The organism is Streptomyces sp. P9-A2, from assembly GCF_036634175.1.
GTDB classification, from domain to species: Bacteria; Actinomycetota; Actinomycetes; order Streptomycetales; family Streptomycetaceae; genus Streptomyces; species Streptomyces pratens.
In genome coordinates, this window is sequence record NZ_JAZIFX010000001.1 from 7,163,578 (window position 1) to 7,188,706 (window position 25,129).

The window sequence follows — 25,129 nt, forward strand, 5'->3', positions numbered from 1 at the left end:
CTCGTGTCTTTCCGGAGTGGGCGCATGCCCGGCGACCACCGACTGACCGTCCCGTGTCCGCGTGCCCACCGCCGAGAACCGGCCCTCGTCGGCAGTGGCTGTGTGAAGAGCCGGGCCGACTGGGGCCGCCCGCTTGTGCGCGGAGACGCCGGAGCGGGACGGGACGCTTCCGCATGATCGAGTGCGCACCGAGCATGCCAGGTAACGAGGCGACCGGGGCAGGTCGCTGACGTGTCGCCGGCGTTCGACACCACTGGCGTGCCCCGGGGTCGGCCGCTTACTCCGGTACGTTCCACAGGGTGCCCATGACACGTGCCGCAGGATGCTACTGATGCCTCCGGAGCAGGGTGGCCGGGGCAGGGCCGACGCCTACGGGGCGCTGTCGAGGGCGAGGGTCTGAGTGCCGGCCTCCGGAAGGTGGCAGGCCGGTCATGTGGCGACATCCACGCTCGCCGGGCAGGTCACCGGAGAGGTCGCGGAATCGGTGGCGAGGTGGATCAGCTCATCGAGTCGGCCGTACGCCTCATGGACATCAACGGAGCCACTGCGCTCGTCACCGGAACCAACCGCGGCATCGGCCGCCGTCTTGCCGCCCAGCTAGTCGAGCGGGGCGCAAGGGTCTACTCGACTGCCTGTCAACACGGGGCCATCGATCTCGACGGTGTCGAGGTCCTCCCCCTGGACATCTCCGACCCCGACGCCGTCGCGGCGGCAGCCCGCGCGGCGGGCGAGGTGAACCTGCTCGTCAACAACGCCGGAATCGGAGGTGGTGCCCTCGGCGTTCGTCCGGGTTCCACGGCGGCCGCGAGGAGGACGGGACGCCCTACGGAGCGCCCCCGCCCGCGGGTGGGTTTCCGGTTCCGGTCAGCAGCCGCAGGAGGTGCGTGCAGGCCGGTTCCTCCCGCGTGTGCTGGGTGACGACCTCCCAGGTGCCCCGTTCGTAGGCGCCGGTCTCCCACATGCCCGGGGTGGTTCGGGAGCGGCGCAGGTAGAGGAAGTCGGTCGGCAGGGGGGAGGGCTCGTGCACGCCCTCGATGTAGTAGTGGCCGTCCCGCACGCCCAGGGCGCGCAGGACGGTGTGCAGGGTGCCGCGGTTCACCCGCGGTCCCGGGTCAGCCCGCCTCGTGAGCGAGGTAGCCGTGGTCCAGGAGCCACTTGATGTTCAGACGCTCGCCGTCGCCCGGGTTGAGGAGGGTGGGGTCGAGCTTGATCTGCTGTCCGCCGCCGGGCTGTTCGAACCAGGGGGCGATGCCGCCCTGCCAGACGGCGAAGGACTGCGTGACGGTGTAGCGGTGGTAGTCGCACGGGTAGGCCGGCTCGCGGGTGTTGAGGTTCTGCGGCGGCAGCGCCCGCTCGGCGTAGGAGTCGCCGGCGGGGGCGAGGTAGGAGCCGTACTCGGAGCCGAAACGGTCCAGGTCCTCACCCGGCTCCAGGATCTCCACGTGCTGGTCGACCTCCCCGTTGACCTCCGCGAACCCGTCATTGGGCGGGTACTTCCATCCCGCCGGTCCCTCAGGGTCCTCGTCCTTCCAGTACTTGGCCAGGAACGCGCTGGGGGAGAGGTCGCCGGTGCGCTGGTAGTTCTTCAGCAGCGGCCCCACCGGGGCCTCCCAGGGGCGAGGCAGGGTCTCCGGACCCAGCCGGGCGTCGCCCTGGTACGCGCCGGTGCACGGGGCCGGCCGCGGGGCCGCTTGCTCCGTCCGGTGATACTCATCGCTCGCGGGGGGCGTGGCGGTCGTGGCGGTCGTGGGGGCCGCGACGGTGGAGGCGGTCGTGGCGGTCGCGGTCGTCGGGGACAGCGCGGTGGCCAAGAGCAGGGTCAGGGCGGACAGGGAGGCGCGTGAGCGGTTCTTCACGTGTCGTACTCCGGTGTTCGTCGGGGCGCCCTGGCTCGTACGAGGCCACCCGCCGGGGCGCGCAGTGGCAAGGTGAACAACGACGGTGGCGCATGCCAGGGCCGATGCTGTCGGGGCGTTGTCGCCCGGCTTCCACAGTCAGGAGGTGGCCGTCCCGGCTGGTGCGGCGTTTCGACGTGAAGATCAACGATCGCGTGACGGCAAGGACACGCGCTCTCGTGACCGGGACAGGGAAGAAGGGCCGGCCGGACCGTCGCAGGGCGCTCGTTCCCGTTGCTCGACTGCTCCCGGCCCGCGAGTGGACGGAGCGAAGAGCGGAAGAGACGCCAACAACCCTTCTTACGACCTCACCCGCGATGGGGAGTGGATCAGCGAGCGGCGTCATGCGGCTTCGCCTCCGAGGCGGAGGAGGGAGTGATGGCGGAGCCATCGCGACCGACGACAACGCCGGAGGCGAAGCCGCAGGGCGTCGGGAGCCCGCTCGCCATCGCGGGTGAGGTCGTTACGGGCGGTCGTGCACTGTCGGGCCGTTCGCAGGGGTGTCACCATGAGGCGGGCCACGGCCGGCGACCCTGCCCGGCAGGCACCGACCGGGCCCGACTCGGCCCGGCCCGGTCGCACCGTTCGAGCAGCGAGGAACCGAACCACAGGGAGCCGCCGTGATCGCGCACGTGACCGCCGTCCTGCCCCGTCGAGCCCGCCTTCCGCTCCTCCTCGTGGTCCTGCTGCTCGTCGTCCTCGCGCCGACCGCACCGGCGCTCGCCACCGGCGCGCCCACCGTCGCCGTGGACGGGACTGCCGACACCCCCCGGTCCGCGAAGACGCGCGGCGGGGCCGAGGTCGTCGCGGTCACCCGGGTCGCCGAGCGGCAGGTCGACCTGTCGGTGAGATCGCAGGCCCTGGGCGGCCGTACCGTCAAGGTGCGGCTCCTGACCCCCGACGGCTGGGACCCCGGTGACCGGCGTCAGCACTGGCCGACCCTCTGGCTGTTGCACGGCTGCTGCGGCGACTACACCTCGTGGACCAGCCTCACCGATGTCGCCGGGATCGACAGCCTGCGCGACGACGTGCTCGTGGTGATGCCGGAGGCCGGCTGGAACGGCTGGTACAGCGACTGGTGGAACCACGGCCGGGGCGGCGACCCCGCGTGGGAGACCTTCCACACCGTCGAGCTGCGGCAACTCCTGGAGCGGGACTGGGCCGCCGGCCGCAACCGTGTCGTCGCCGGGCTGTCGATGGGCGGCCAGGGCGCCCTGCAGTACGCCGCCCGGCACCCCGGCATGTTCAAGGCGACCGCCGCGTACTCCGGTTCCGCCCACCCCCTGCTGAACGACGAGTCGGCCGGCCGCATCATGGGCTTCTTCGCCGGGCAGGGCGACGACCCGCTGCGCGTCTGGGGCGACCCGGTGGCGCAGCGCCGCATCTGGAAGGCCCACGACCCGTTCCACCTGGCCGAGCGCCTCAGGTCGACCCCGGTCTACCTGTCGTGCGGCGACGGCACCACCGGCCCCCTGGACCCGCCCGGCAGCACCAGCGCGCTCGAGGCCGACTTCAACCGGCAGAACCACGCCCTCGCCGCCGAACTGGAACGCGTGGGCGCGAAGCACGTCACCACCCACTTCTACGGACCGGGCACCCACGGCTGGGCCTACTGGGAACGCGAGCTGCACGCCTCGCTGCCGCTGCTGCTCGGTGCGCTGCGGGTCGACGGATGAGCCCGCTCCCGTAGAGGCCGACCGCTGAGTCGACTGCTGAGCCGACCACTGAACTGACGCGCCGACGACCGCGCCGACGCCCGGAACCGCCCCTGGGAAGGTCGGTGGGGCACGCGGGGCGGGAAGCCTGCCCGTTAGTACGGACGTACTGCCTGCCCCGTACGTACCAACGGGGCAGGCAGTCTGCGGGCGGGCCGTGCTGTCGACCCGCCCTGCCCGCCCGCTCTGCCCGTCTGGCCTGGTCTGCCGACCACTTGCTCGGCCTTCCGGCCGGCCCTGCCCCCGGTCGTTAGCCCGCCCGGGTTGTCCGGATCGTCCGAACCACCCGGTCGCGGTGGTGACGATGCGGCCTGGGGCCGCCGACCGCACCATGGGGCATGTCGCTGACCGGCAAACCGGTCGGTACCGGCCGGACGCGAAGGAGGCCCCGCGGTGGGCGAGCTGTACATCGACGGCGAGTGGACACAGGCCGCGGCCGGCGGGCGGCGGGAGGTGGTCAACCCGTACGACGCCTCCGTCGTCACCACCGTCGACGAGGCGGACGCCACCGACGTGGACCGCGCGGTGCGCGCCGCCCGGCGTGCCTTCGAGGAGGAGGAGTGGGCGAACACCCCCACCCGTCACCGCGCCGACCTCCTGCTGCGTGTCCACGACATGCTGCTGCGCGACCGGGACGAGATCGCCCACACCGAGACCCTCGACACGGGCAAGTCGCTGACCGAGGCCCGTATCGACGTCGAGGACGTGGCGAACGCCTTCCGCTACTTCGCCGAGCTCGCGGGCAAGGACGGCGGCCGTGTCGTGGACGTCGGCCCGGACGTGCTCAGCCGCGTCGTCTACCAGCCGATCGGGGTGTGCGCGCTCATCGCCCCCTGGAACTACCCGCTGCTGCAGGCCTCGTGGAAGGTCGCGCCGGCGCTGGCCGCCGGCAACACCTTCGTCCTCAAGCCCAGCGAGGTCACACCGCTCACCACGATCGCCATGATCCGGCTGATCGAGGAGGCCGGCGCGCCCCCCGGCGTCGCCAACCTGGTGCTCGGCTCCGGGGCGACCGTCGGCGCCGCCCTGACGGATCACCCCGAGGTCGACCTGGTGTCCTTCACCGGCGGCCTGGCCACCGGACGCGCCATCATGGCCGCCGCCGCCCGGGGGCCGAAGACCGTCGCCCTGGAACTGGGCGGCAAGAACCCCAACATCGTCTTCGAGGACGCCGACTTCGCCGCCGCCGTGGACTACGCGCTGGACGCCGCCTTCCTGCACGCCGGACAGGTCTGCTCCGCCGGCTCACGGCTGCTGCTCCACGACTCGCTGCACGACCGGTTCGTGGACGCCCTCGCCGAGCGCGCCCGGGCGATCCGCCTCGGCAACGGCATGGAGGAGGGCACCGAGAGCGGCCCGCTCAGCTCCGCCGAGCACCGTGACAAGGTCGAACGGCACATCGCCTCCGCGCAGGAGGAGGGCGCACGGCTCGTCACCGGCGGCACCCGCCCTGACGACCCGGCGCTGAGCAGCGGCTTCTTCCTCCTGCCGACCATTTTCGCCGACTGCGACCGGTCCATGCGCATCGTCCAGGACGAGGTCTTCGGACCGGTCGTCACCGTCGAGCGCTTCCGCACCGAGGACGAGGCGGTGGAACTGGCCAACGACACCCGCTACGGCCTGGCCGGCGGCGTGTGGACCTCCGACGCGAGCCGCGCCCAGCGCGTCGCCCAGCGGCTGCGGCACGGCACCGTGTGGATCAACGACTTCCACCCCTACGTGCCGCAGGCCGAGTGGGGCGGCTTCGGCCGCTCCGGCGTCGGACGCGAGCTGGGCCCCACCGGCCTGCGCGAGTACCAGGAGGCCAAGCACATCTACCAGAACCTGGCCCCCGCCCCCTCCGGCTGGTTCAAGGGCTGACCGGGCGCGGCACACCGCCCTCCCGCGGCTCTCCCGCTGCCTTCCCGCGGCTTTCCCGCCGCCCTTCCACCACCTCCTGCCTCCCGCCGTCTCCCGCCGTCTCCCGCCGTCTCCCGCCGCCCTTCCCATCACCCGACGGCCGTCGAAGAGCCGAAGAAAGGCACCCCATGGCCACCACCACCCCGCACGGCGCCGAGTCCGTCTACGACTACGTCATCGTCGGCGGCGGCACCGCCGGCTGTGTGCTCGCCGCCCGTCTGAGCGAGGACCCCGACTGCCGCGTCTGCGTCATCGAGGGCGGCCCCAGCGACGTCGGCGACGAGCGCATCCTGCGCCTGCGCAACTGGATCAATTTGCTCGGCTCGGAGTTCGACTACGGCTACACCACCGTCGAGCAGCCACGCGGCAACTCCCACATCCTGCACTCGCGTGCCCGCGTACTCGGCGGCTGCTCCTCCCACAACACGCTGATCAGCTTCCTGCCGCTGCCGCAGGACCTCGACGACTGGGTGGCCCACGGCTGCACCGGCTGGGACCCGGCGACGATCCTTCCCTACCGCGACCGGCTGCTCACCAAGATCGTGCCGGTGGCCGAGGCCGACCGCAATCCCATCGCCAAGGACTTCGTCACCGCCGCTTCCCGCGCTCTCGGCGTCCCCGTCGTCGACGACTTCAACGCCGGACCCTTCGCCGACGGCGTCGGCTTCTTCTCGCTGGCCTACGAGCCGGAGGGCAATCTGCGCTCCTCCGCGTCCGTCGCCTACCTCCACCCGATCCTGGACCGCCCCAACCTCACCCTCCTCCTGGAGACCTGGGCCCACCGGTTGCTCGACGACGAGTCGGGAAGGCTGACCCGCGTCGCCGTGCGCGGCGCCGACGGTCAGCCCGCCACCGTGCGCGCCGAGCGCGAACTCCTGCTGTGCGCCGGCGCCGTCGACACCCCGCGCCTGCTGATGCTGTCCGGCATCGGCCCGGCCGACGACCTGCGCCGCCTGGGCATCGAGGTGCGGACCGACCTGCCGGGGGTGGGGGAGAACCTGCTGGACCACCCCGAGTCCGTGATGGTCTGGGAGACCGACGGCCCGCTGCCGCCCAACTCCGCGATGGACTCCGACGCCGGCCTGTTCCTGCGCCGCGACAAGGGCCAACCGCGCCCGGACCTGATGTTCCACTTCTACCAGGTGCCGTTCACCGTCAACACCGAACGCCTCGGCTACCCCGTTCCGGAGCACGGGGTGTGCATGACGCCGAACGTGCCGCGGGCCCGCTCCACCGGCCGCATGTGGCTGCGCAGCGCGGACCCCGCCGAGCACCCCGCCCTGGACTTCCGGTACTTCACCGACCCCGAGGGCCACGACGAGCGCACCATCGTGGAGGGCCTGAAGATCGCCCGGGAGGTCGCCGCCACCGATCCCCTGAGCGGCTGGCTCGTCCGCGAGGTCGCGCCCGGCCCGGACGTCACCTCCGACGCGGCCCTGTCGGAGTACGGGCGCCGCGCGGCGCACACCGTCTACCACCCGGCGGGCACCTGCCGCATGGGCGCGGCGGACGACCCGATGGCCGTCTGCGACCCGGAGTTGAGACTGCGCGGCGTCGAGGGCGTACGCGTCGTCGACGCGTCCGTGTTCCCGACGATGCCCGCCATCAACCCCATGGTGACCGTCCTGCTCGCCGCCGAACGTGCCGCCGACCTGCTCACCGGCCGCACCGGGCCCGTGGGCCGGGAGGCAGCACAGTGACCGGGCCGCTGCCTCCCGCGCCCGCGGACGGCTGTCCGGGGCCGCTGCCTCCCGCGCCCGCGGGCGGCTGTCCGGAAGCCGACACGTCGACCCGGTACTGGATCGACGTACCGGGTCGCTAGAACACTGTCCTACCCCCTGTGCCGCAGGCGTTCGAGCACCGGCAAGAGGTCTCCCGCGCTCCGCGCTCCGCGCGCCGCCGCAGATGCCGTCGGCTGCCGAGAGCCGGCGTCCTCGTCCTCAGCGAAGGAGAAACACGGCCATGTCGACCGCTGGAGAGAAGGACGCCGGAGCGGCGCCGGAGGAGTCGTCGACAGAGGACGGGCCGACGGGCACGGGCACGCTCAAGCCCGTGGTCTTCTTCGGGTCGGCCCTCCTCATCCTCGCGATCTCGATCTGGGCGATCATCACGCCCTCCGGTGCGGAATCGGTCATCGGAGTGACGGTCGACAAGATCTCCTCGTGGTTCGGCTGGTACTACTTCCTCGCCGCGACCCTGTACCTGGCGTTCGTCGTCTTCATCGGCGTCTCCAAGTACGGCACGATCAAGCTGGGGCCCAAGCACTCCACGCCCGACTACGGCCTCTTCACGTGGGGGGCGATGCTGTTCGCGGCGGGCATCGGCATCGACCTGATGTTCTTCTCGGTCACCGGACCCGTCAGCCACTACCTCGCGCCACCGGAAGGCGCCCCGGAGACGGTCGAGGCCGCCCGACAGGCCGTGGTGTGGACCCTGTTCCACTACGGCATCACCGGCTGGGGCATGTACGCGCTGATGGGCATGGCGCTCGCCTACTTCTCCTTCCGGTACCGGCTGCCGCTCGCGATCCGCTCCGCGCTCTACCCGATCATCGGCCGCCGGATCCACGGACGGATCGGTGACACCGTCGACCTGGCGGCCATCATCGGCACCGTGTTCGGCATCTCCGTGACGCTCGGTATCGGCGTGGTGCAGCTGAACTACGGACTGAAGTTCCTCTTCGGCGTCCCGGAGGGGCTCTCCGCGCAGATCGGCCTGATCGTCGTGGCGGTGCTCATGGCCACGGTGTCCGCGGCGTCCGGTGTGGACAAGGGAATCCGCCGGCTGTCCCAGCTCAACGTCCTCCTCGCCGCCCTGCTGATGATCTTCATTCTGGTCGTGGGTGAACCGTTCCGGCTGCTCAACGCCGTGGTCCAGAACGTCGGGGACTACGTCAGCCGTTTCCCGTCGATGACCCTGAACACCTTCGCCTACGACCAGCCCACCGAGTGGCTGGACGCGTGGACGCTCTTCTTCTGGGCCTGGTGGATCGCCTGGGCGCCGTTCGTCGGGCTCTTCCTGGCCCGCATCTCCCGCGGCCGCACCCTGCGCCAGTTCGTCGCGGCGACGCTGATCATCCCGTTCCTCTTCACCGGCCTCTTCCTGGCGATCTTCGGCAACACCGCCCTGTTCCTGGTGCGCGACGGGAACACCGAGTTCGGCCAGACGGCCGTGAACTTCCCCGAGCAGGGCTTCTACGGCCTGCTGGACCAGTACCCGGGTGCCCTGTTCAGCGCCGGACTCGCGACGTTCGTCGGGCTGTTGCTGTACGTCACCTCCGCGGACTCCGGGGCCCTGGTCATGGGCAACCTCAGCGCGGACCTGCCCACCCCGGTGACCGACGCGGCCCCGTGGCTGCGCATCTTCTGGGCGGTCACGACAGGGCTGCTGACCCTCGCCATGCTCATCGTGGGCGGAGTGCAGGCACTCACCGACGCCACCATCATCATGGGACTGCCCTTCTCCTTCGTCATGTTCCTGATCATGGCGGGGCTCTATCTGGCGTTGCGCACCGAGCGGATGCGGGCGGAGACGCGGATCGCCACGCTGCCCGGGTCGCTCTCCGGACGGATGACGCTGCACGGCCCGCCGGGGGCGCTGAACTGGCGGCAGCGGCTGAAGCGGGCGACATCCTTCCCCAACAGGCGGGCGGCCACGAAATTCATCGACGACGTGTGCCGCCCGGCCTTCCAGGAGGTGGCCCAGGAACTGCGGGGGCAGGGAACGGAGGCGGAAGTCCTGGAGGGCGTCGACGAGGAGACCGGACTCACCCACGTCGACCTGCGGGTACCGATCGGCCCGGACGACGAATTCGTCTACGGGGTCCGGCCCGTCGAGCTGCCGACCCCCGAGTTCGCCACCCGGTCGGTCAGCACGCACGACAGCTATGTGCGCTTCGCGGTCCGGCTCGCCGAGGGCAACCAGGACTACGACGTGATGGGTTACACCCGGGAACAGCTCATCGCCGACAGCCTCGACCAGTACGAACGGCACCTGGAGTTCCTGCGGGTGCGCCACGAGGCGGCCGCCCGCTCGGGCTTCCCCGACCACCGCCCGGACGACCCGGAGGCACACCTGCCGGAGTAGCCACTGCGAGGGCGACGGACAGTGCGGTGAGCCGACGAGCCGACGAGCCGACGAGTGGGTGAGTGGCTGAGCCGACGAGTGGCTGAGCCGGTGAGCGGGTTGGGCGACCGGGTGAGCAGCGGTCAGCGCAGCGTCTGGAGGGCGTAGAGCGCCCCGAGGGCGACGGCGAGGATGCCCAGGGTGAGCCGTAGCGCGGTCTCGGGGAGTCGGGGCTGGAGGCGGGCGCCGAGGTAGCCGCCGACGAGTCCGCCGAGCCCGCAGGCCAGGCCGAGGTTCCAGTCCGGTGCGACATCGCCGGGGCTGACGAGCCCCAGAAGCGCGAAGGTGGCGGCGCCTACGAGGGACGTGACGAACGTCGAGGCGAGAGCGGCGGGGGCGACACGGCCGACGGGCATGCCCCGGCCCACGAGGATCGGGCCGAGCAGGGAGCCGCCGCCGATGCCGTACACGCCGCCGATGACCCCGACGACGAGGGCGAGGCCGCTCACGGCCCGGCCGGACGGTTCGGCGTGAGCACGATCCTGCTGAGACTCCTGCTGCGAGGAGCCCCTCCGCGAGGAGCCATGCCGCAAGGAGCCCTGCCGGAGGGTTCTGGCGCACAGCCACAGCCCGAGCGGTACGAGGAGCGCGGCGATCAGAAGGCGGAAGACCGTCGGACTCGGCAGCGCGAAGACCCGGATCACCGCTCCGATCACCACCCCCGGGACGGTACCGAGAACCAGCCGTCGGGCGAGCGGACCGCGCAGAGCCCCGTCCCGGCGGTAGCGCCACAGGGCCCCCGGGCCGGCGACGACGTTGTAGAGGAGGTTGGTCGGGGTGACGGCCGGGCTCGGCACACCGAACAGACTGAGCTGGACCGGCAGCAGGAACACCGCGCCGGAGACCCCGACGGGCGCGGTCACGACCGAGATCAGCGCGCCGACGATCATCCCGGCCGCCAACAGTTCCACAAGTGCTCCCGGGTCGGGGTCGAGATCGAGATCGAACGCATCCGGCCGCCCAGTGTGACGTGGAGCGGCCTCCGGCACGAATCCGCCGGGCCCTTCGGTGAGTTCCGCGAGGTTGTAAAGCGGAACATCGTTCCGTATCGTAAGCGGAGCAGCGTTCCGCTTGGCTCGCGACAGCGGGCCGGGGAACCGGTTCACCCCTCCCTGGCCCGCTCCAGCCGGACGGGGGAGCTTGCGCCCGTCGATGCCCGCGTCGATGTGACTATGCGTCAGAAAAGGGAAGGCTTCTCCATGCCCGACTCGAACAACTCAAACAACCCGAACAACCCGAACGCACGGAAGGCCGTGAACGCACCCGCCACGGTGGTGTCCGCCAGGCCGGTCGTCCTGCCCGCCCCCGGCCGTGACGAGGACCTTCAGGTCGGCGTGTCCGCTCCCGCGACCGGTGGTGAGTTGCCGGTCGTCGTCTTCTCGCACGGCTTCGGCGCGTCGATGAAGGACTACGCCCCGCTGGCGGACTTCTGGGCCGCTCAGGGCTTCGTGGTCCTGCAGCCCACCCACCTCGACTCCAGGACGCTCGGTCTTCCCGCGGAGGACCCTCGCACGCCGCGGATCTGGCGCTTCCGTATCGAGGACCTCAAGCGGGTGCTGGACGGACTCGACGTCCTGGAAGCCTCCGTGCCGGGCCTCGGCGGACGCGTCGACCACAGCCGCGTTGCCGTGGCCGGGCACTCCTGGGGCGCCCAGACGGCGAGCGCACTGCTGGGCGCGCGCGTCCTCGACTCCGGCGGTGTTCCCGGCGAGGACATGTCCGACCCCCGTGCGAAGGCGGGCGTGCTGCTCGCGCTGACCGGCCTGGGCGACGACCTGACCCCGTTCGCCGCCGAGCACTTCTCCTTCATGAGGCCGTTCTTCGACACCATGACCGCGCCGGCCCTCATCGTCGCCGGGGACCACGACCGGTCCGCGCTGTCCACCCGCGGACCGGACTGGTTCACCGACCCCTACACCTACAGCCCGGGAAGCAAGAGCCTGCTCACCCTGTTCGGGGCGGAGCACTCGCTCGGAGGCGTCAAAGGGTACGAGGCCGCCGAGACGACGGACGAGAGTCCCGCGCGCGTGGCGCTGATCCAGAAGCTCACCACGGCCTTCCTGCGCAGTGCCCTGTACCCCGAGGACACCGGCTGGAAGGCGGCTGCCATCGCACTGGAGGAAGATCCCAGCCCGTTGGGCACGTTGCGGCACAAGTAGGCGAGCCCCACCAGGACCGATCGCAGGACCGATCGCAGGGCCGATCCGGCCGGGCACGGCGGTCAGTTGGCCAGGGCGACGCGCTCCGCGTGGGCGACCTTCACGGACGCGATGTCGGACAGCTCGTGGTTCCCCTCGAAGTCGCTGTACTCGTTGAACCGGCCCTCGTCGGAGTCGGTTTCGCCGGAGGCCAGGTGGGTCGTGCCGACGTAGGTCTGGCCGATGAAGTCGCCGTCCTCGTCGAAGGCGTTGACGACGACGGAGTAGTTCGCGGGACCGTCCCCCTTGTTGGTGATCCGGTAGCTGAACTCGTACGTCTCGTCGGTGTCCGTGTCGCAGTCGTTGTACGAGTAGAGGTCGTCGTCGTCGCAGTACGCGTCGTCGCTGTCGGCGGCGACGAGGCCGCCGCCCGAGACCTCGACATGGGTTCTCACATCGCCGTCCTCCTCGCCCAGCACCCACCACATGACACCGCCACCGGCGAGGAACGCCACGACGACGGCGGCGATGACGGCGAGTACGAGGGTGCGCCGACCCGGTCCCGGGCGGCGGTCGGCCATCGGCGCCGGGACCTGAAAGGCCTGAGGGGCCTGAGGGGCCGGGGGAGTCGGCGGGGCTGTGGGCGGTGTGGAGGGGAGCGGGGGTGAGGATGCCGGGTTCGGTGCCGGTGCCGGATCCGGTCTTTCGGGGGAGCTGTGGTCGGACATGGTGTGGCGGCTCCTCGTCGAGGCGGTGCGCGCCGTGGGCGGCACGGGCGAGTGGTCCATCGGGGCGAGCGGAGGCGGCACTTGTCCTTGGGCTGCGGTGTTCCGCGTTCTGTTCTTCCTGCTCTCTGTGTAGCGAAGCCCGGCCCCGGCCAGCAAGGGCAGCGGGCCGCGGATGCGATGTGAACGGGCCGGGGCCGCCGGAATCCTCTGGAATTCCGGCGGCCCCGGCCCTTTCACGCCCATGTGTCCACGGTCTACGACTGGGCCGCGGCCGAACTGCCCGCCGATATCGTCTTCGCCCCGACCCGCCGCCCCGTCACCGCTGGGTGATGGCCCGCCGCAGCCTGTCCGACCCGGGCGAGACCGCCTATTACCTCGTCTACGCGCCCGTCGGCATCGAGATCGCCGACCTGGTCCGCGTCGCCGGCAGCCGGTGGGCGGTCCAGGAAGGCTTCCGGGCCGCGAAGAACGAATGCGGCCCGGACGAGCTGGACGAGTACGAGGTCCGTTGCTACGTCGGCCGGTACCGGCACATCGCGCTCGCCATGCTCGCCCACACCGTCCTGGTCGCACTCGCCGCCCAGGCTTCTGTCGAGACTGCAAAGAAGGTTGCGGAAACGGACCAGCCCCCCGTCCCGCTCGCCGTGACAGAGATCCGACGGCTCTTGGACGCTCTCCTGCCCCACCCTCGAGCCGACCGGGACCCGTCGCCCATGCACTGAATCGGCCGGCCTGGAGAAGACGCCGAAAGGCCGTCGCCCGCCGCTGCCACTGCCGAAAACACAGCTCAGGACACAAACCGCTGCTGGAGCATCAAGGGGGCCGGATTGCTTACTTCGAAGCCAGCCGCTTCACGAGTCGCCTCGCCTTTGCGGGAAGGTGGTTCTTCGTCTGGGTCTCGAGTGCCCGGAACCGATTTTCGGTGGACTTCCGCTGCGAGGTGAGTTCGGCGAGCTGCGTCTCGAGCTTCTTGATGCGGGCCAGCTGGGCGCCGGCTTTCTTTTCCGCCCTGGCGGCCTGACGTGCGACCGCCATGTTCTGCTCCCTGAGCAGGGTGATACGGAAGAGCAGGTCTTCCTTGCTCTCGGCATCGGAACGCCGGTACGGCTGGGGAAGGTCGAGGGCCGAAATGCCCTTTTCGTATTCCTGGCCGCCGTCCCCGTGCTCGTAGGTGTTTTCCAGGCCGTTCTTCGTCATGAAGTCGAGCAGGCGCTGGAATCCTTCGTCGTAGTTCTCGTTGAATGCCGAGTAGTCGGTCTCCGCATAAAGTTCGGCGACGTTGACATCCGCATCCAGCTCGGTGATGATCCGGTGCGGGATGTGGTGGTAGCGGGACAGCTCGAGCGTCCGCGAGTCATGAGCGAACACGAACGCCGGGGTTCCGGCGACCAGGGCGGCGATATTGCCGTGGATGCGCGTCCCGAGGGCGAAGTCGTACTCGGTGAGTTCGTCTATCCAGCTGTGCGGCTCCAGCGGCACGCACACGTCGGCGGAGCTGATCAGCGGGTGGGAACCGAGATCGGGCATCGGCGTGTACTGCCGGGCGGCGGTCGAGGTGTCGCCCCAGTAGAGGGTCTGGATGTCCCGCCCCTCCTGAGCGAAGTACGTGAGGTCGGGGTGCTGCTTGAGGATGGATTCGTTGATGGACGAGGCGAGATCGGCATTCGCAAGTCTCAGAGCGGTGGACAGTGCGATCCGGGCGCCCGCGGGCAGCGTTTTGCCGAAAGGATTCTCCATCCGGTACTTCGGGCCATGGAAGTACGTCGACGGACATCCGATGACATCGACGTCACGGAAACCGAGTTCGGCGAGGTAACGCTGGGTGAACTCTCCCCGAACGCCGACGGAAGCCGAGCGGTCCAGCACCGCGCCGATGAACCGTTTGACGGCCTCGTCAACGGGCTTCAGAAATTCGGTGTCGTACTTCAGAGTCGCCTGCGCGCCGACACCGAGCACGACCACGGGCACCTTGAGCTTGCCGATGAGGTCGGCCAGGATGTGCATGTGCCGAACGAACTTCGACTTGAAGGCATTGGCCATCGGGAGTACGAAGACATCGCACTCGTCGTTGATCCGGTCCGCATCCGCGGTGGTGAGATCGATGAAGTGTGTATTGTCAACGATTATCTCGGCGCCCGGCACGGACATGTGCTTGTAGGCCGCGTTGGTGTACATCAGGTTGCCGACATTGCCCCGGATGCTGTTGAGTACCAGGGTGCTTTCGACTGTGGGCACGTTGAAGGGGTTGTTTCCGGCCTGAATCAGAATGCGCTTCACGCTTTTCCCTCTGCTTGGCGCTGGCAAATGAGTCGCGACAGAACAAAGGCTACCGTGAGGGCTGGTGTCACATTGGTCCGGCCTGCGACAACGTTGCGGGATCGTAGCACGGGTTTCAAAGCTCTGGAAAATGCCGGCAGTCTTGCTCCTTGACGTCGTCGAGCTTCAGCGAATCAATAGTTCGCCCGGCGCGATGACGCAACGAAACTTTGCGATCGTTGCATCTGTGAAAGAGTGTTTACCGGGGTGTCGGCATCGGCTCTTCAGCGGTGGTTGCGAGAGCCTAAAGGCCTTCGCGGGTGAGTGCCAGGGGATTTTCGAAGAACAACTCCTCGCCCACGCATCGGAGTTGTGTCCGAGGGCGTCGTGACAACGCGCCTTCAGGCCACCGGAGGCCGACGTGAGCAGATGACGCGTCCATTGGTCGCAGTACCCGTTCGTCGGCGCAGGATCTTTGATTAGTGATCTTGTGTAGCGAAGCCCGGCCCCGGCCGATGGGGCAGCGGGCCGCGAAGGTGAGGTGAACGGGCCCGGGTCACCGGGACCCTGGCCCGAGGAGTAGCTGCTGGGGCGGGGCACCTCGGCACTCGCATGGCGAGAGCCTGACTTCACCGGCGATCAGATCGAAGCCCCGTCGGTCGGCGAAGGCACGGCGTGCGGACGCAGGGCCATGAGCGAGTTTTCCGAGGCCGCCACCATGGCAAAGGGGAACCGGTCGAGCTCAAGGCAGAGTGCGACGTCATCAGGATGAACTCCTTGACGCACCCCCTCCGCCAGCTCGGTGGCGGCGCGCGACTCGCCGGCACGGCGGAGGAACTCGGCGGCACGGCGGAGGAACTCGGCGGCATCCGTCCCGGTCCCGGTGGCCCTCCGGGCGATGTACTGAGCACACGCCAGATCTTCATCGGCCTGCCCCTCCTCGCCGGTGACCACGAACGTGACGCTGCCACACTCGCGTGTCCGCAAGAGCCGAGCCGTTGCCTCCGCCACCACGAAGCCGGCGCACAGCACCAGCGGCGCCTCCCTGACCGCAAGGGCACCGACCGTCCCTGCCGTGGTTTTCTGTACAACGGTCCGTCCGCCAAGGTCGACAGAGCGCAGCAGACCCGGGGAGTTGACGGTGTCGAACCCGGGCGCGGGCGGACCGTCCTTGAGCGCCACCCAATCCGGGTGGCGGGCCTTGAGCGCCAGGGCCTCGTCCAGGGACTCAGCGAGAACGATCTTTTCCGCCCCCCTGGCAAAGGCCCAGGCCGCCACCGTGAACGCGCGCATGACGTCGACCACGACCGCCACGGACGGGACTTCGGCCAGCTCGGCGATACCAAGGAAACGAGCTTCCATCCGGTCATGATCACATATGCCCGGCCCGAAGTATTCGGACAGTGATGCGCGTCATGTCAACGGTTTCGGAATGCGACACCTCCGGCCGCCTGCGTCGCGAAAGCGGTCCGCAACGACACGCCTGCCCAATCGCCACACGGGGTCACCCGCACACAGCCTCTGCGGACACAAGGCACTCCTCCCTGACCCACCTCGGCGAGGCGGGGGCGTGCCTGCTGATGCTGATGGCGAAGTCCCGCCACAAGAAAGCCGGAGAACGTCGGCCGCTGCTTCAAGCCCTCCCCCGAAGCGATCTCCGAGCTCACCAGCCTGCTCGCCTCCGACAACAGCAGGCGCTGATTCACAGATTCCAGTGGTTCACCAGAGGAGGATGCCTGAAGTTCAGCCTGCCTCCGGTCCGAACCGGCGCCTGTACTCCAGGGGATTGAGCCCGGTCTCACGACGCATCAGCGCGCGCAGGTTGGCGGCGGTGCCGAGTCCGGTGCGTCGCGCGACCACGTCGAAGCGTGACTCCCCTCGCTCGATCAGTCGGCAGGCCAGGGCGACCCGTTCCCCCGTGAGCCACGCCAGCGGCGTCGTGCCCAGCTGCGCCTGGAAGCGGCGATGCAGTGTCGCCGGACTGACCGCCGCCCGTGCCGCGAGCCCGGACACGGTGAGCGCCGAGTCCAGCCGTTCCTGGGCCCAGGCCAGGACGGGTGCCAAGGACTCGTCCGGCAGAACGGGCACTGGCCGCTCGACGAACTGCCGCTGCCCACCGTCGCGGTGGGCGGCGAAGACCAGCCGCCGGCTCACGGCGTTGGCGATCTCCGCGCCGTGGTCGCGGCGGACGATGTGCAGCCCGAGATCGAGCGCGGCGGCGCTCCCCGCGGCGGTGAGGATGTCGCCGTCGTCCACGAACAGCACGTCCGATGCGAGCCGTACGGCCGGGAAGCGGGCCCGGAAGGAGTCCGCCCACTGCCAGTGCGCGGTGGCCCGGCGCCCGTCGAGAACCCCCGCCTCGGCCAGGGTGAAGGCGCCGCTGCAGAAACCGACCAGGCGCACACCGCGCGCGTGTGCCCGCCGGATGGCATCGAGCACGGCCGGGCGACGGGACACCTCGGTATCGGGCCGGTTGGGGACGATCAGGGTGTCCGCCGAGTCGGCCGCTTCCAGATCCGCGACTCCCGTGAGCGTGAAGAATCCGTCCCGCATCAGCGTGCGGGGCTCGGGCGAGCAGAGCCTGAAGTCGTAGAGATCACGGCCGATCTCGGGTCTGCGCAGGCCGAAGACCTCGGTCGTGCAACCGAGCTCGAAGGGGTTCGAGTTCTCATCCACGATGACGACGACGCGATGCGGGCCGGCCCCCTGGATCGCCTGCGAGGATTCTTGCGCCATATGCGATTCCTAGCACTCACGCCGGCCGGGCCGCAGGAGGAACGATGAGCCCATGAGCACCGAACCTCTTGCCCTCGGCAAGGCCCTGGCCTCTTTCGACGCCGTGTGGAGCCCTCGCATCGTCACGCGCGTCAATGACTACGACGTACGCGTCGCCAAGGTCTACGGCGAACACATCTGGCACGCCCACGACGACACCGACGAGTTCTTTCTGGTGCTCGACGGCGAACTGCACATCTCCCTCCGCGAGCCCACGGGGGAGCGCACGGTCGTGCTCGCCCAAGGTGCGGTCTTCACCGTCCCCCGAGGTACGGAGCACAAGCCGTACGCCCCGTCCGGCGCCGCGATCCTCATGTTCGAGCCGACCGGAACGGCAACAGTCGGCGATCGCCACGACGAGATCCCGGCCCATGTGGACGCGACGACAGGGCACGCACTCCACTCCTGAGCGGCCACGGGCGTTTCCCTCGCGGGCGCCCGGCCAGCCGCTGCAGGACAGCCCACCGCCAGGGTTTACGCCAAGCCGTCATGTCCTTTCGCGTCTTGCAGCTCCCAGGACGCGCTCCGTCGACCAGCAGCAACGCACCCGGTCAACGCAGGGGCCGCGGGCCCCGGGCAGATCGGCGATCCCGCCGACCACCGGGTGGGTGTGTGGTCAGCGTGGTCTCACCTCGTCCGTCAGCTCGCCCTTGCCATCCCGGCGGCCGGGTCCGGGTACGGCTCGAAGGCCACACGCTGACCGTGGCAAGCACCGCACCCCGCAGACCCCCCGGCCGGGAACCCTCAACCGGATCCTCCTGGAGAGGGCCGTCACCACCACCGCCCTCAGACTCACCGCCCTGCGCACCTCGGGCGGAGCCGTGGGAGTTACGGCCTGGCAGTCATGGCGCACAGAAGACCCCCGGCTCGCCCTCACCATCGAGACACCACCCGACGGCCTCGTCCCCGTGGAGCCGGGCAGGACAGTGAAGGTCACCACCACCGTCACGGCAACCACCACCACAGTCGTCAGCCCGCACCTGCTCGTACCCGACAACTGGAAAGCCCTCCCCCGACACCCGATCCGCCTCACCCCCCTCAAGGCGGGAAAGACGCTGCGCACACGCTGGCTGGTGACAGCCCCGGCCGACCTGCCCCACCACCTGCCGCAGCCCGTACGCCTGCTGGTCCGGTCCCGGGGCAAGAGGGCGGAGCAATTCGTCACCAGCCTCGTCGCCCGAGCACAGGCCGGCTGACGCAACCACCACGGCACTGTCGCCGTACGACACGGCACGACACGGCACACGCAGCCTTCCGACGTCACTCGGGGCAGTGACGTTTTCTCAGCGGTGGTCAGGTCCAGCCCGTGAGGTCTCCGACGAAGCCGGCGTACGAGCGGTCGGTGCCGCGCGGGGCGGGGATCAGCCGGTGTCGCAGCGCCTCGCGGGCGACCGCGGGGCCGTAGCTCCCCCCGACTCCTCGACGATTTCCTTCACCTTGTCGACGGTGAGGGCCGGGATGATCGACGCGCCGTGCTCGTCGCGGTCGCAGACGACGAACTCCTCCGGACGCAGCCGGTTGACGAGCGCCGGCATCGTGACGACGCGGGCGGCATCGTGACGCGGTGAGGGGTCCGCTCCTCACCCGCACCGCTTCCGACCGTCCCCACCGCGTTGCCTCCGTTCCCGCGTTTCCCCTGATCACGCCTTGTTTCCCGGTCGACCGTCCGGCGGGCAACAGGAAACCCGTCGACCTCCGTCGGCAGCGGGGGGACTCTGAGTCCGTCGGCAAGCGGCAGCGAAGGGAGGTTGGGCCCATGAGACGTGCACTCGTGTCTCTGTGCGCGGTCGTGGCGATCGTGGCGGTTGTCACGACCGGATGCGGCGACGGCGACGACGGCGGCGACGGCCAGGCACCACAGGATCCGGGTCCGCGTCCCCGGGCACTGACCTGGCAACAGGAACTGCGCGTCGCCGACGCGCAGCAACGTCTGACCAAGCAGTGCATGAACCGCCAGGGCTTCACCTACTGGGAGGACCGTGGCCCGACGCTCCGGGAGAGCCGCCCGGTGCGCTATGTGCAGGACGACGTGGCCTGGGCCCGTGCGTACGGGTACGGCGGCCGGATCGAAGCGAAGAGCCTGCGCGTCCGCGAAAGCAACCCCAATGGAATCTACCGCCAGAACCTCTCCCCGTCCCGGCGCGTCGCCTTCGACACCGCGCTCGACGGCGGCGACAGCGCCCGCATGCTCACGGCACCGCTGCCGGGCGGCGGGGAGACGCGCAAACGCATCGGCGGCTGCACGGAGGAGGCCGAGCGCGCACTCTACGGCGACCCGGCCGAGTGGTACCGCACCGGCAAGATCGCCACCGGCCTCAACGCCCTCTACGGAAAGGAGCTGATGAAGGACCGTCACCTGACCGCGGCGGTACGGGCCTGGTCCCGATGCGTGAAGAGGGCGGGCCGGCCCTATGAGGACCCTCAGGCGGCACGTGAAGCCGTCCGGGTCAACACGAGCCGGCTGGGTGCGGCCCGCGCCGACGAGGCGTTCGCCGCCGAGCGGAAGACCGCCGTCGCCGACGCGACCTGTGCCCGTGAGACCTCCCTGCGCGCCGTGGCCACGGCGCGGGAGACGTATTACCTGGACCGCCTGCGCGACCGGTTCGGCAAGGACATCGACACCTACCGGCACCTCGGTCAGCGGGCCTACGACCGGGCGGTGCGCATCGTTCCGGAGCGAGGCTGACCACCCTCCGCTCCTGGGCGGACATCGCCCCCGGTGAGGGCACGCCGGGCCACCGGCCCGGTGCGCCGGCACCGACGCACCACCACCACCAACACATCACCGCCGACGCACCGCCGACGCATCACCGCCAACGCACCACATCGTCAGAGGAAAACGAGGGGAAACAGCATGCGCAAGTTCACCGTCACGGTCGCCATCCTCGGGCTCACCGCCCTGGGCGTCGCCGTACCCGCCACCGCCTCGCAGGCGGCCGGGAACACCGTCGCCGGACCGGGCTGCGACAGCAAGTGGGGGCCGCGCAACGGCAACATGTACGCCTGGGAGAACCTGGACTGCTCGGGCGCCGAACTGATCCGCTCCGCGGGCAACAGCGACTGGTGGGTCGGCTCGCAGGACAGGGCGACGTCCGTCATGAACCGCGGCTTCACCGGTGGCCTCGACCACGTCGCGTTCTACGAGAACTCCGGCTTCGGCGGCGGCCACGCCTGTCTCGCGCCGGGTGAGCTCTACGCCGACAACCTGACCGACAACCGGTTCACCAACGGTGTCAACGCGAACGACACCATCTCCTCTCACCGGTGGGTGGCCCGCAGCGCCTGCGGGGCTTTCCTGAGCTGATCTGAACTGAGTTGACCTGACCGTCCGTGTGACGGGGAACGAACGTCCGGAACCGCTCCGTGGTTCCGGACGCTCGTGTTTACGCCACACGGGGGAAAGGTTCGGCTGGACTTATCACCCCGGCAGTAACCTGGGCGTCGGCCGTCTCACGGCCGTACTGCATGGGGGACACCGTGGGAGATCCGCAACACGGGCATGAAGTCGACCACCAAAACGGGCAGGATCGGAACGCGCTGACCACGCACTCCTTTCCCGCACAATTGAGACGGCTCAGACAGGCACGTGGCCTGTCGCTGACCGACCTGGCACGGCAGACGCATTACAGCAAGGGCTACCTCAGCAAGATCGAGACCGGCACGAAGCGGGCGACCGTCGACGTCGCCCGTATCTGTGACCGAGTACTGGGCGCCGAGGGGGAGTTGCTCAGGCTCGTACAGGAGAAACCGTCCGCCGGGAGCGGGAGCGGGAGCGGGAGCGGCAGCGGGAGCGGCAGCGGGAGCGGCGCCGAGGCCACCGCGTTCGAGCGGCAGTCCGACGGGACGTGTCCGTACCGCGGCTTGTCGGCGTTCACCCCGCAGGACGCGGACTGGTTCTTCGGCCGGGAGCGCGCGACGGCCGCACTGGTGGAACGGGTCTTCGAACGGGTGGGAAGCGGCCCTCTGATGCTCGTCGCCCCGTCGGGAGCGGGCAAGTCGTCCTTGCTCAACGCCGGCCTGGTGCCCGCCCTGCGGCGTGGCGACTTCCCGATGTCGGGAGCCGACCGGTGGCCGGTGGTGACGTTCACCCCCACCTCACGGCCCCTGGACGAGCTCCTGGAACGCACCGCGAAAGCGGTGGGCGGGGACCTCGCCGTCACCGTCGAGGAGGTGCGCGAGAATCCCGACGCGGTGCTGGACGCCGTACGGGCGATGGTGGGCGATCCGCCGGCGCCGTCCGGGGAGCACCGGCCCCCGCCGCCCTGTCGGTCGGTGCTGATCGTCGACCAGTTCGAGGAGCTTTTCACCCTCTGCGCGAACGAGGACGAGCGGCGCTCCTTCGTCCGGGTGCTCTGTGCGCTGGCGGCCTCCCGGCCGGAGGAGAGCGCACACGGCCCCACCGTCGTGGTGCTGGGCGTCCGGGCCGACTTCACCGGCGACTGTCTGGACCTTCCCGAACTGGCTCCGGTCCTCACCGACGGGCTGTTCGTGCTGCCGCCCATGTCCGTGGTGGAACTGCGGGAGTCCATCACCCGCCCGGCGGAACTCGCCGGACTGACGCTCCAACCGGGCCTGGCGCCCCTGCTCCTGCGCGACGCGGGGCTGAGCGAAGAGCCGGGCAGCCCACTGCCGGGCAGCCCACTGCGGGGCAGCGGGAAGGACGCCGGTTCCGGAGCCGACGTGACACCCTCCGGCGTACTCCCCCTCGTCTCCCACGCCCTGCTGGCCACCTGGCAGCGGCGTGAGGGGTCCGCGCTGACCGTCGCCGGGTACGAGCGGGCCGGCGGCATCCAGGGTGCGATCGCGCGAACCGCCGAGAACGTCTTCGCCCGGCTGTATCCGACCGAGCAGAAGACCATCCGCCGCGTCCTGTCCCGTCTGGTGTACGTCGCGGACGGCGGCGGGGCGACCCGCCGCCGGATGAGCAGGGCCGCCCTGATGGAGCAGTTCGCCGACGCGGCCGACGCGGACGGCGCGGCCGCCGCGCTCGACGCCTTCGTACGGGCCCGGCTCGTCACCATGGACAGCGACACGGTCGAGATCACCCATGAGGCCCTGCTGCGCGCCTGGCCACGGCTGAGGGACTGGATCCACGCCGACCGCACCGGGCTGCTCCTCCACCAGCAACTCGCGCACGCCGCCGCCGAATGGGAGCGCGAAGGCCGTGATCCGTCCGCGCTGTACCGCGGCACCCGGCTGAGCACCGTGCGCTCCTGGGCCGACGAACTGGACGGCCGGCGCCGGCTCGGCCCCGGCGAGGAAGCGTTCCTCGGAGCGAGCCTGGCCGAGCAGGAAGGTCATGAGAGGCAGGCCGTACGCCAGGTCCGGCTCCGGCAGTCGATGCTCGCCACGCTCGTCGTCCTGCTGGGCCTCGCCCTGACCGCCGGAGGCCTCGCCTACCAGCAGCGCGAGAGCGCCCTCGGCCAGGAACGCGTCGCGCGTTCCCAGGCACTCGCCGTGCGGTCCGCGTCGCTCGCCGGAGGCCAGCCGGAGGCGTCGATGCTGCTGGCCGGGGAGGCCTACCGGGCCCACGCCACCGCCGAGGCGCGCGGCGCGCTGCTGAGCACGCAGTCCCAGCCCTTCTCCGGCCGGTTGAGCGGTCACCGGGGGCCGGTCAACGCGGTGGTCTTCGCACCGGACAACCGATTCCTGGCGACAGCCAGTTCCGACGGGACGGTGACCCTGCGACGGGTGTCGGACCGCCGCACGACCGCCACGTTCGCCGTGTCCGGGCCCGTCCGCTCGATCGCCTTCAGCCCCGACGGCCGCACCCTCGCGGCGACGTCGACGCGCGGGCCCGTGAGCCTCTGGGACATCGCCGGGCGTCGGAGGAAGGCCGTGCTCGCCGACAGCACGAAGGGTGCCCGGGCGCTGTCCTTCGACCCCCGTGGGCACCGGCTCGCCGTCGCGACCGCCAAGGGGCCGATCCAGTTGTGGGACACCGCGCGCCCGCACCGCGTCACCGCCTCCCTCCGCGGGCACAGGGGAACGGTCAACGCCCTGGCCCATGCCCGCGACGGCCGGACCCTGGTCTCCGCCGGAGCCGACCGGGTCGTGCGGCTGTGGGACACCGACCGGGCCCGACTCCTCGCCGCACTCGAGGGGCACACCGACGAAGTGCTGGGCGCGGCGTTCTCCCCGGACGGCCGGAAGGTGGCCTCCGGAGGCATCGACCGGACCGTGCGGCTGTGGGACGTGCGCGGCGGCCGGCTCGGCGCGACGTTGTCCGGGAGCAGCGACGACATCAACGCCGTCGCGTACACGCACGACGGCGCCACGGTCGTCGGCGCGGTCGGCGACGGGACGACCAGGCTGTGGGACGTCCGCAGCGGCCGGCAGACCGCCGTGCTCGCCGGTCACACCGACTACGTGATGGGGGTGGCCGTGACCTCCGACGGCACCCTGCTCGCCACGGCCGGTTTCGACCGGTCCGTGGTCCTGTGGAACCTCGGCGGCCCGCTGCTGACGGCCCGTCCGTTCACGGAGGTCTGGCAGGCCCGGTACAGCCCCGACGGGAGACTGCTGGCCACCGCCGACGCCGACCACACGGTACGTCTGTGGGAGGTGGGCGGGCGCCGGCTCCTGGCGACGCTCCGGGGACACACCGAGGCGGTCTTCTCGGTGGCCTTCGCACCCGACGGGCGGACCCTGGCATCGGCGGGCTCCGACGGCACGATCCGGCTGTGGGACGTGGCCGCGCGGGGACCGCTGGCGACCCTGACCGGCCACACCGGGCAGGTCTACTCCCTCACCTTCGCCCCCGACGGCCGGAGTCTCGCCTCGGCCGGCGCCGACCGTACGGTGCGCCTGTGGGATGTGACGAAGCGTGCGCCGCTGGCGACGCTGACCGGCCACCGGGACTTCGCCAACGGCGTCGCCTTCAGCCCCGACGGCCGGGTTCTGGCGAGCGCCGCCGACGACCTGACCGTACGGCTCTGGGACGTCTCCTCGCACCGCCCGCTCGGCACGCTGAAAGGCCACACGGGCGCGGTGCGCAGCGTGACCTTCACCCCTGACGGGCGGACGCTGGCCAGCAGCGGCAACGACGGCACCGTACGGCTGTGGAACGTCCGCGAACGCCGCTCCGAGGCCGTCCTGACCGGTCACACCGGCTCCACCCGGGGCATCGCCTTCACTCCCGACGGCCGCACGCTCGCCAGCAGCGGCAACGACCGTACGGTGCGCCTGTGGGACGTCGCCGGACGGCGTCCGTGGGCGACGCTGACGGGACACACCGACGCGGTGTGGAGCGTGACCTTCGCTCCCGACGGGCGCACGGTGGCCAGCGCCGGCACGGACGGCACCGTACGGCTGTGGGATCTCGATCTCGGGGATCAACTGGCGGAGATCTGCCGGCTGCGCGCGAGCATCGGTGCGGACGAGCGCGCGAAGCTCCTGCCCGGCACCCCCCTCTCCGACGGGGCGCCCTGCGACAGCCGGGGGTGACGGGGGTTCACCTGCTCGAAGGGGGTTTCCCAGGTGTTTCCCGTTGCCCATCGGCGGGAGGCGACACCCGGATCTCGACAAGCGCGGGACACGGCCAGCAGGCTGCTGTGCGACCACTCCCTTCACCACCCACAGGAAACGGGGGTCCTGGC

The 25,129-nt window shown here is 70.5% G+C and carries 18 protein-coding genes and 2 pseudogenes; 12 read left to right on the forward strand and 8 right to left on the reverse strand.

Annotation, left to right across the window (positions count from 1 at the left end):
* Positions 1–525 precede the first annotated feature (525 nt).
* Positions 526–918, forward strand: coding sequence for an SDR family NAD(P)-dependent oxidoreductase (locus V4Y04_RS37895; protein ID WP_443080215.1), 393 nt, complete (start codon positions 526–528; stop codon positions 916–918).
* Here the strand turns inward: V4Y04_RS37895 and V4Y04_RS32310 are convergent.
* Positions 824–1,099: a hypothetical protein gene (locus V4Y04_RS32310; RefSeq protein WP_332431883.1), complete on the reverse strand. Its 276-nt coding sequence runs from the start codon at positions 1,097–1,099 to the stop codon at positions 824–826. The genes V4Y04_RS37895 and V4Y04_RS32310 overlap by 95 nt on opposite strands.
* A 13-nt stretch (positions 1,100–1,112) precedes the next feature.
* Positions 1,113–1,811 (reverse strand): TNT domain-containing protein, encoded by a 699-nt coding sequence (locus tag V4Y04_RS32315; protein WP_443080216.1) that lies wholly within the window; start codon positions 1,809–1,811, stop codon positions 1,113–1,115.
* Between the two features lie 704 nt (positions 1,812–2,515).
* On the opposite strand from V4Y04_RS32315, the gene V4Y04_RS32320 reads away from it, so the two are divergent.
* The 4 genes from V4Y04_RS32320 (at position 2,516) to betT (ending at position 9,595) form a co-directional block, all read left to right on the forward strand.
* Positions 2,516–3,571, forward strand: coding sequence for an alpha/beta hydrolase (locus V4Y04_RS32320; RefSeq protein WP_332431885.1), 1,056 nt, complete (start codon positions 2,516–2,518; stop codon positions 3,569–3,571).
* Between the two features lie 432 nt (positions 3,572–4,003).
* Positions 4,004–5,470, forward strand: a complete 1,467-nt coding sequence (locus V4Y04_RS32325) for an aldehyde dehydrogenase family protein (protein WP_332431886.1) — start codon at positions 4,004–4,006, stop codon at positions 5,468–5,470.
* Between the two features lie 167 nt (positions 5,471–5,637).
* Positions 5,638–7,209 (forward strand): GMC family oxidoreductase, encoded by a 1,572-nt coding sequence (locus V4Y04_RS32330; protein ID WP_332431887.1) that lies wholly within the window; start codon positions 5,638–5,640, stop codon positions 7,207–7,209.
* A 262-nt stretch (positions 7,210–7,471) separates the two neighbouring features.
* A complete protein-coding gene (gene betT / locus V4Y04_RS32335) occupies positions 7,472–9,595 on the forward strand; it encodes a choline BCCT transporter BetT (RefSeq protein WP_332431888.1) in 2,124 nt (707 codons plus the stop codon).
* Positions 9,596–9,717: 122 nt separating this feature from the next.
* Here betT and V4Y04_RS32340 read toward each other — a convergent pair whose 3' ends face one another.
* Positions 9,718–10,524, reverse strand: a complete 807-nt coding sequence (locus V4Y04_RS32340; RefSeq protein WP_332433078.1) for a sulfite exporter TauE/SafE family protein — start codon at positions 10,522–10,524, stop codon at positions 9,718–9,720.
* A gap of 309 nt (positions 10,525–10,833) precedes the next feature.
* On the opposite strand from V4Y04_RS32340, the gene V4Y04_RS32345 reads away from it, so the two are divergent.
* Positions 10,834–11,793 (forward strand): alpha/beta hydrolase family protein, encoded by a 960-nt coding sequence (locus tag V4Y04_RS32345; RefSeq protein WP_332431889.1) that lies wholly within the window; start codon positions 10,834–10,836, stop codon positions 11,791–11,793.
* A 62-nt stretch (positions 11,794–11,855) separates the two neighbouring features.
* Here the strand turns inward: V4Y04_RS32345 and V4Y04_RS32350 are convergent, their stop codons facing one another.
* A complete protein-coding gene (locus V4Y04_RS32350; RefSeq protein ID WP_332431890.1) occupies positions 11,856–12,353 on the reverse strand; it encodes a hypothetical protein in 498 nt (165 codons plus the stop codon).
* Between the two features lie 399 nt (positions 12,354–12,752).
* Here V4Y04_RS32350 and V4Y04_RS32355 point away from each other — a divergent pair.
* Positions 12,753–13,199 (forward strand): annotated as a pseudogene (locus V4Y04_RS32355) (IS701 family transposase); the annotation flags it as partial.
* A 132-nt stretch (positions 13,200–13,331) separates the two neighbouring features.
* On the opposite strand, the gene V4Y04_RS32360 reads toward V4Y04_RS32355, so the two are convergent.
* The 3 genes from V4Y04_RS32360 to V4Y04_RS32375 form a co-directional block, all read right to left on the reverse strand.
* Complete coding sequence (locus tag V4Y04_RS32360) at positions 13,332–14,777, reverse strand: polysaccharide pyruvyl transferase family protein (RefSeq protein WP_332431892.1); 1,446 nt, start codon at positions 14,775–14,777, stop codon at positions 13,332–13,334.
* Between the two features lie 618 nt (positions 14,778–15,395).
* On the reverse strand, positions 15,396–16,118 hold the full coding sequence (locus V4Y04_RS32365) for a 2-phosphosulfolactate phosphatase (protein ID WP_332431893.1): 723 nt from the start codon (positions 16,116–16,118) through the stop codon (positions 15,396–15,398).
* A 381-nt stretch (positions 16,119–16,499) separates the two neighbouring features.
* On the reverse strand, positions 16,500–17,492 hold the full coding sequence (locus V4Y04_RS32375) for a GlxA family transcriptional regulator (protein ID WP_332431894.1): 993 nt from the start codon (positions 17,490–17,492) through the stop codon (positions 16,500–16,502).
* 52 nt (positions 17,493–17,544) lie between these two features.
* On the opposite strand from V4Y04_RS32375, the gene V4Y04_RS32380 reads away from it, so the two are divergent.
* Both V4Y04_RS32380 and V4Y04_RS32385 read left to right on the forward strand, forming a co-directional pair.
* Positions 17,545–17,940: a cupin domain-containing protein gene (locus tag V4Y04_RS32380; RefSeq protein WP_332431895.1), complete on the forward strand. Its 396-nt coding sequence runs from the start codon at positions 17,545–17,547 to the stop codon at positions 17,938–17,940.
* A 412-nt stretch (positions 17,941–18,352) separates the two neighbouring features.
* Entirely contained in the window at positions 18,353–18,727 is a 375-nt protein-coding gene (locus V4Y04_RS32385; protein WP_332431896.1) for an NEW3 domain-containing protein, read from the forward strand.
* 213 nt (positions 18,728–18,940) lie between these two features.
* Here the strand turns inward: V4Y04_RS32385 and V4Y04_RS32390 are convergent.
* A pseudogene (locus tag V4Y04_RS32390) lies at positions 18,941–19,063 on the reverse strand (AAA family ATPase); the annotation flags it as partial.
* 224 nt (positions 19,064–19,287) lie between these two features.
* Between V4Y04_RS32390 and V4Y04_RS32395 the strand changes: the two are divergent.
* The 3 genes from V4Y04_RS32395 to V4Y04_RS32405 all read left to right on the forward strand — a co-directional run bounded on the left by V4Y04_RS32395 (position 19,288) and on the right by V4Y04_RS32405 (position 24,977).
* Positions 19,288–20,217 (forward strand): hypothetical protein, encoded by a 930-nt coding sequence (locus V4Y04_RS32395; protein WP_332431898.1) that lies wholly within the window; start codon positions 19,288–19,290, stop codon positions 20,215–20,217.
* 168 nt (positions 20,218–20,385) lie between these two features.
* Positions 20,386–20,835: a peptidase inhibitor family I36 protein gene (locus V4Y04_RS32400; protein WP_332431899.1), complete on the forward strand. Its 450-nt coding sequence runs from the start codon at positions 20,386–20,388 to the stop codon at positions 20,833–20,835.
* Between the two features lie 173 nt (positions 20,836–21,008).
* Positions 21,009–24,977 (forward strand): nSTAND1 domain-containing NTPase, encoded by a 3,969-nt coding sequence (locus V4Y04_RS32405; protein ID WP_332431900.1) that lies wholly within the window; start codon positions 21,009–21,011, stop codon positions 24,975–24,977.
* The last annotated feature ends 152 nt before the right edge of the window (positions 24,978–25,129 follow it).

Bases quoted from the DNA above. Each gene is read 5' to 3' on its own strand.
- V4Y04_RS37895 (WP_443080215.1), top strand. From the start codon at position 526: ATGGACATCAACGGAGCCACTGCGCTCGTCACCGGAACCAACCGCGGC.
- V4Y04_RS32340 (WP_332433078.1), bottom strand. From the start codon at position 10,524: ATGATCGTCGGCGCGCTGATCTCGGTCGTGACCGCGCCCGTCGGGGTC.
- V4Y04_RS32395 (WP_332431898.1), top strand. From the start codon at position 19,288: ATGAGACGTGCACTCGTGTCTCTGTGCGCGGTCGTGGCGATCGTGGCG.
- V4Y04_RS32345 (WP_332431889.1), top strand. From the start codon at position 10,834: ATGCCCGACTCGAACAACTCAAACAACCCGAACAACCCGAACGCACGG.
- V4Y04_RS32350 (WP_332431890.1), bottom strand. From the start codon at position 12,353: ATGGCCGACCGCCGCCCGGGACCGGGTCGGCGCACCCTCGTACTCGCC.
- V4Y04_RS32400 (WP_332431899.1), top strand. From the start codon at position 20,386: ATGCGCAAGTTCACCGTCACGGTCGCCATCCTCGGGCTCACCGCCCTG.
- V4Y04_RS32330 (WP_332431887.1), top strand. From the start codon at position 5,638: ATGGCCACCACCACCCCGCACGGCGCCGAGTCCGTCTACGACTACGTC.
- betT (WP_332431888.1), top strand. From the start codon at position 7,472: ATGTCGACCGCTGGAGAGAAGGACGCCGGAGCGGCGCCGGAGGAGTCG.
- V4Y04_RS32380 (WP_332431895.1), top strand. From the start codon at position 17,545: ATGAGCACCGAACCTCTTGCCCTCGGCAAGGCCCTGGCCTCTTTCGAC.
- V4Y04_RS32375 (WP_332431894.1), bottom strand. From the start codon at position 17,492: ATGGCGCAAGAATCCTCGCAGGCGATCCAGGGGGCCGGCCCGCATCGC.
- V4Y04_RS32365 (WP_332431893.1), bottom strand. From the start codon at position 16,118: ATGGAAGCTCGTTTCCTTGGTATCGCCGAGCTGGCCGAAGTCCCGTCC.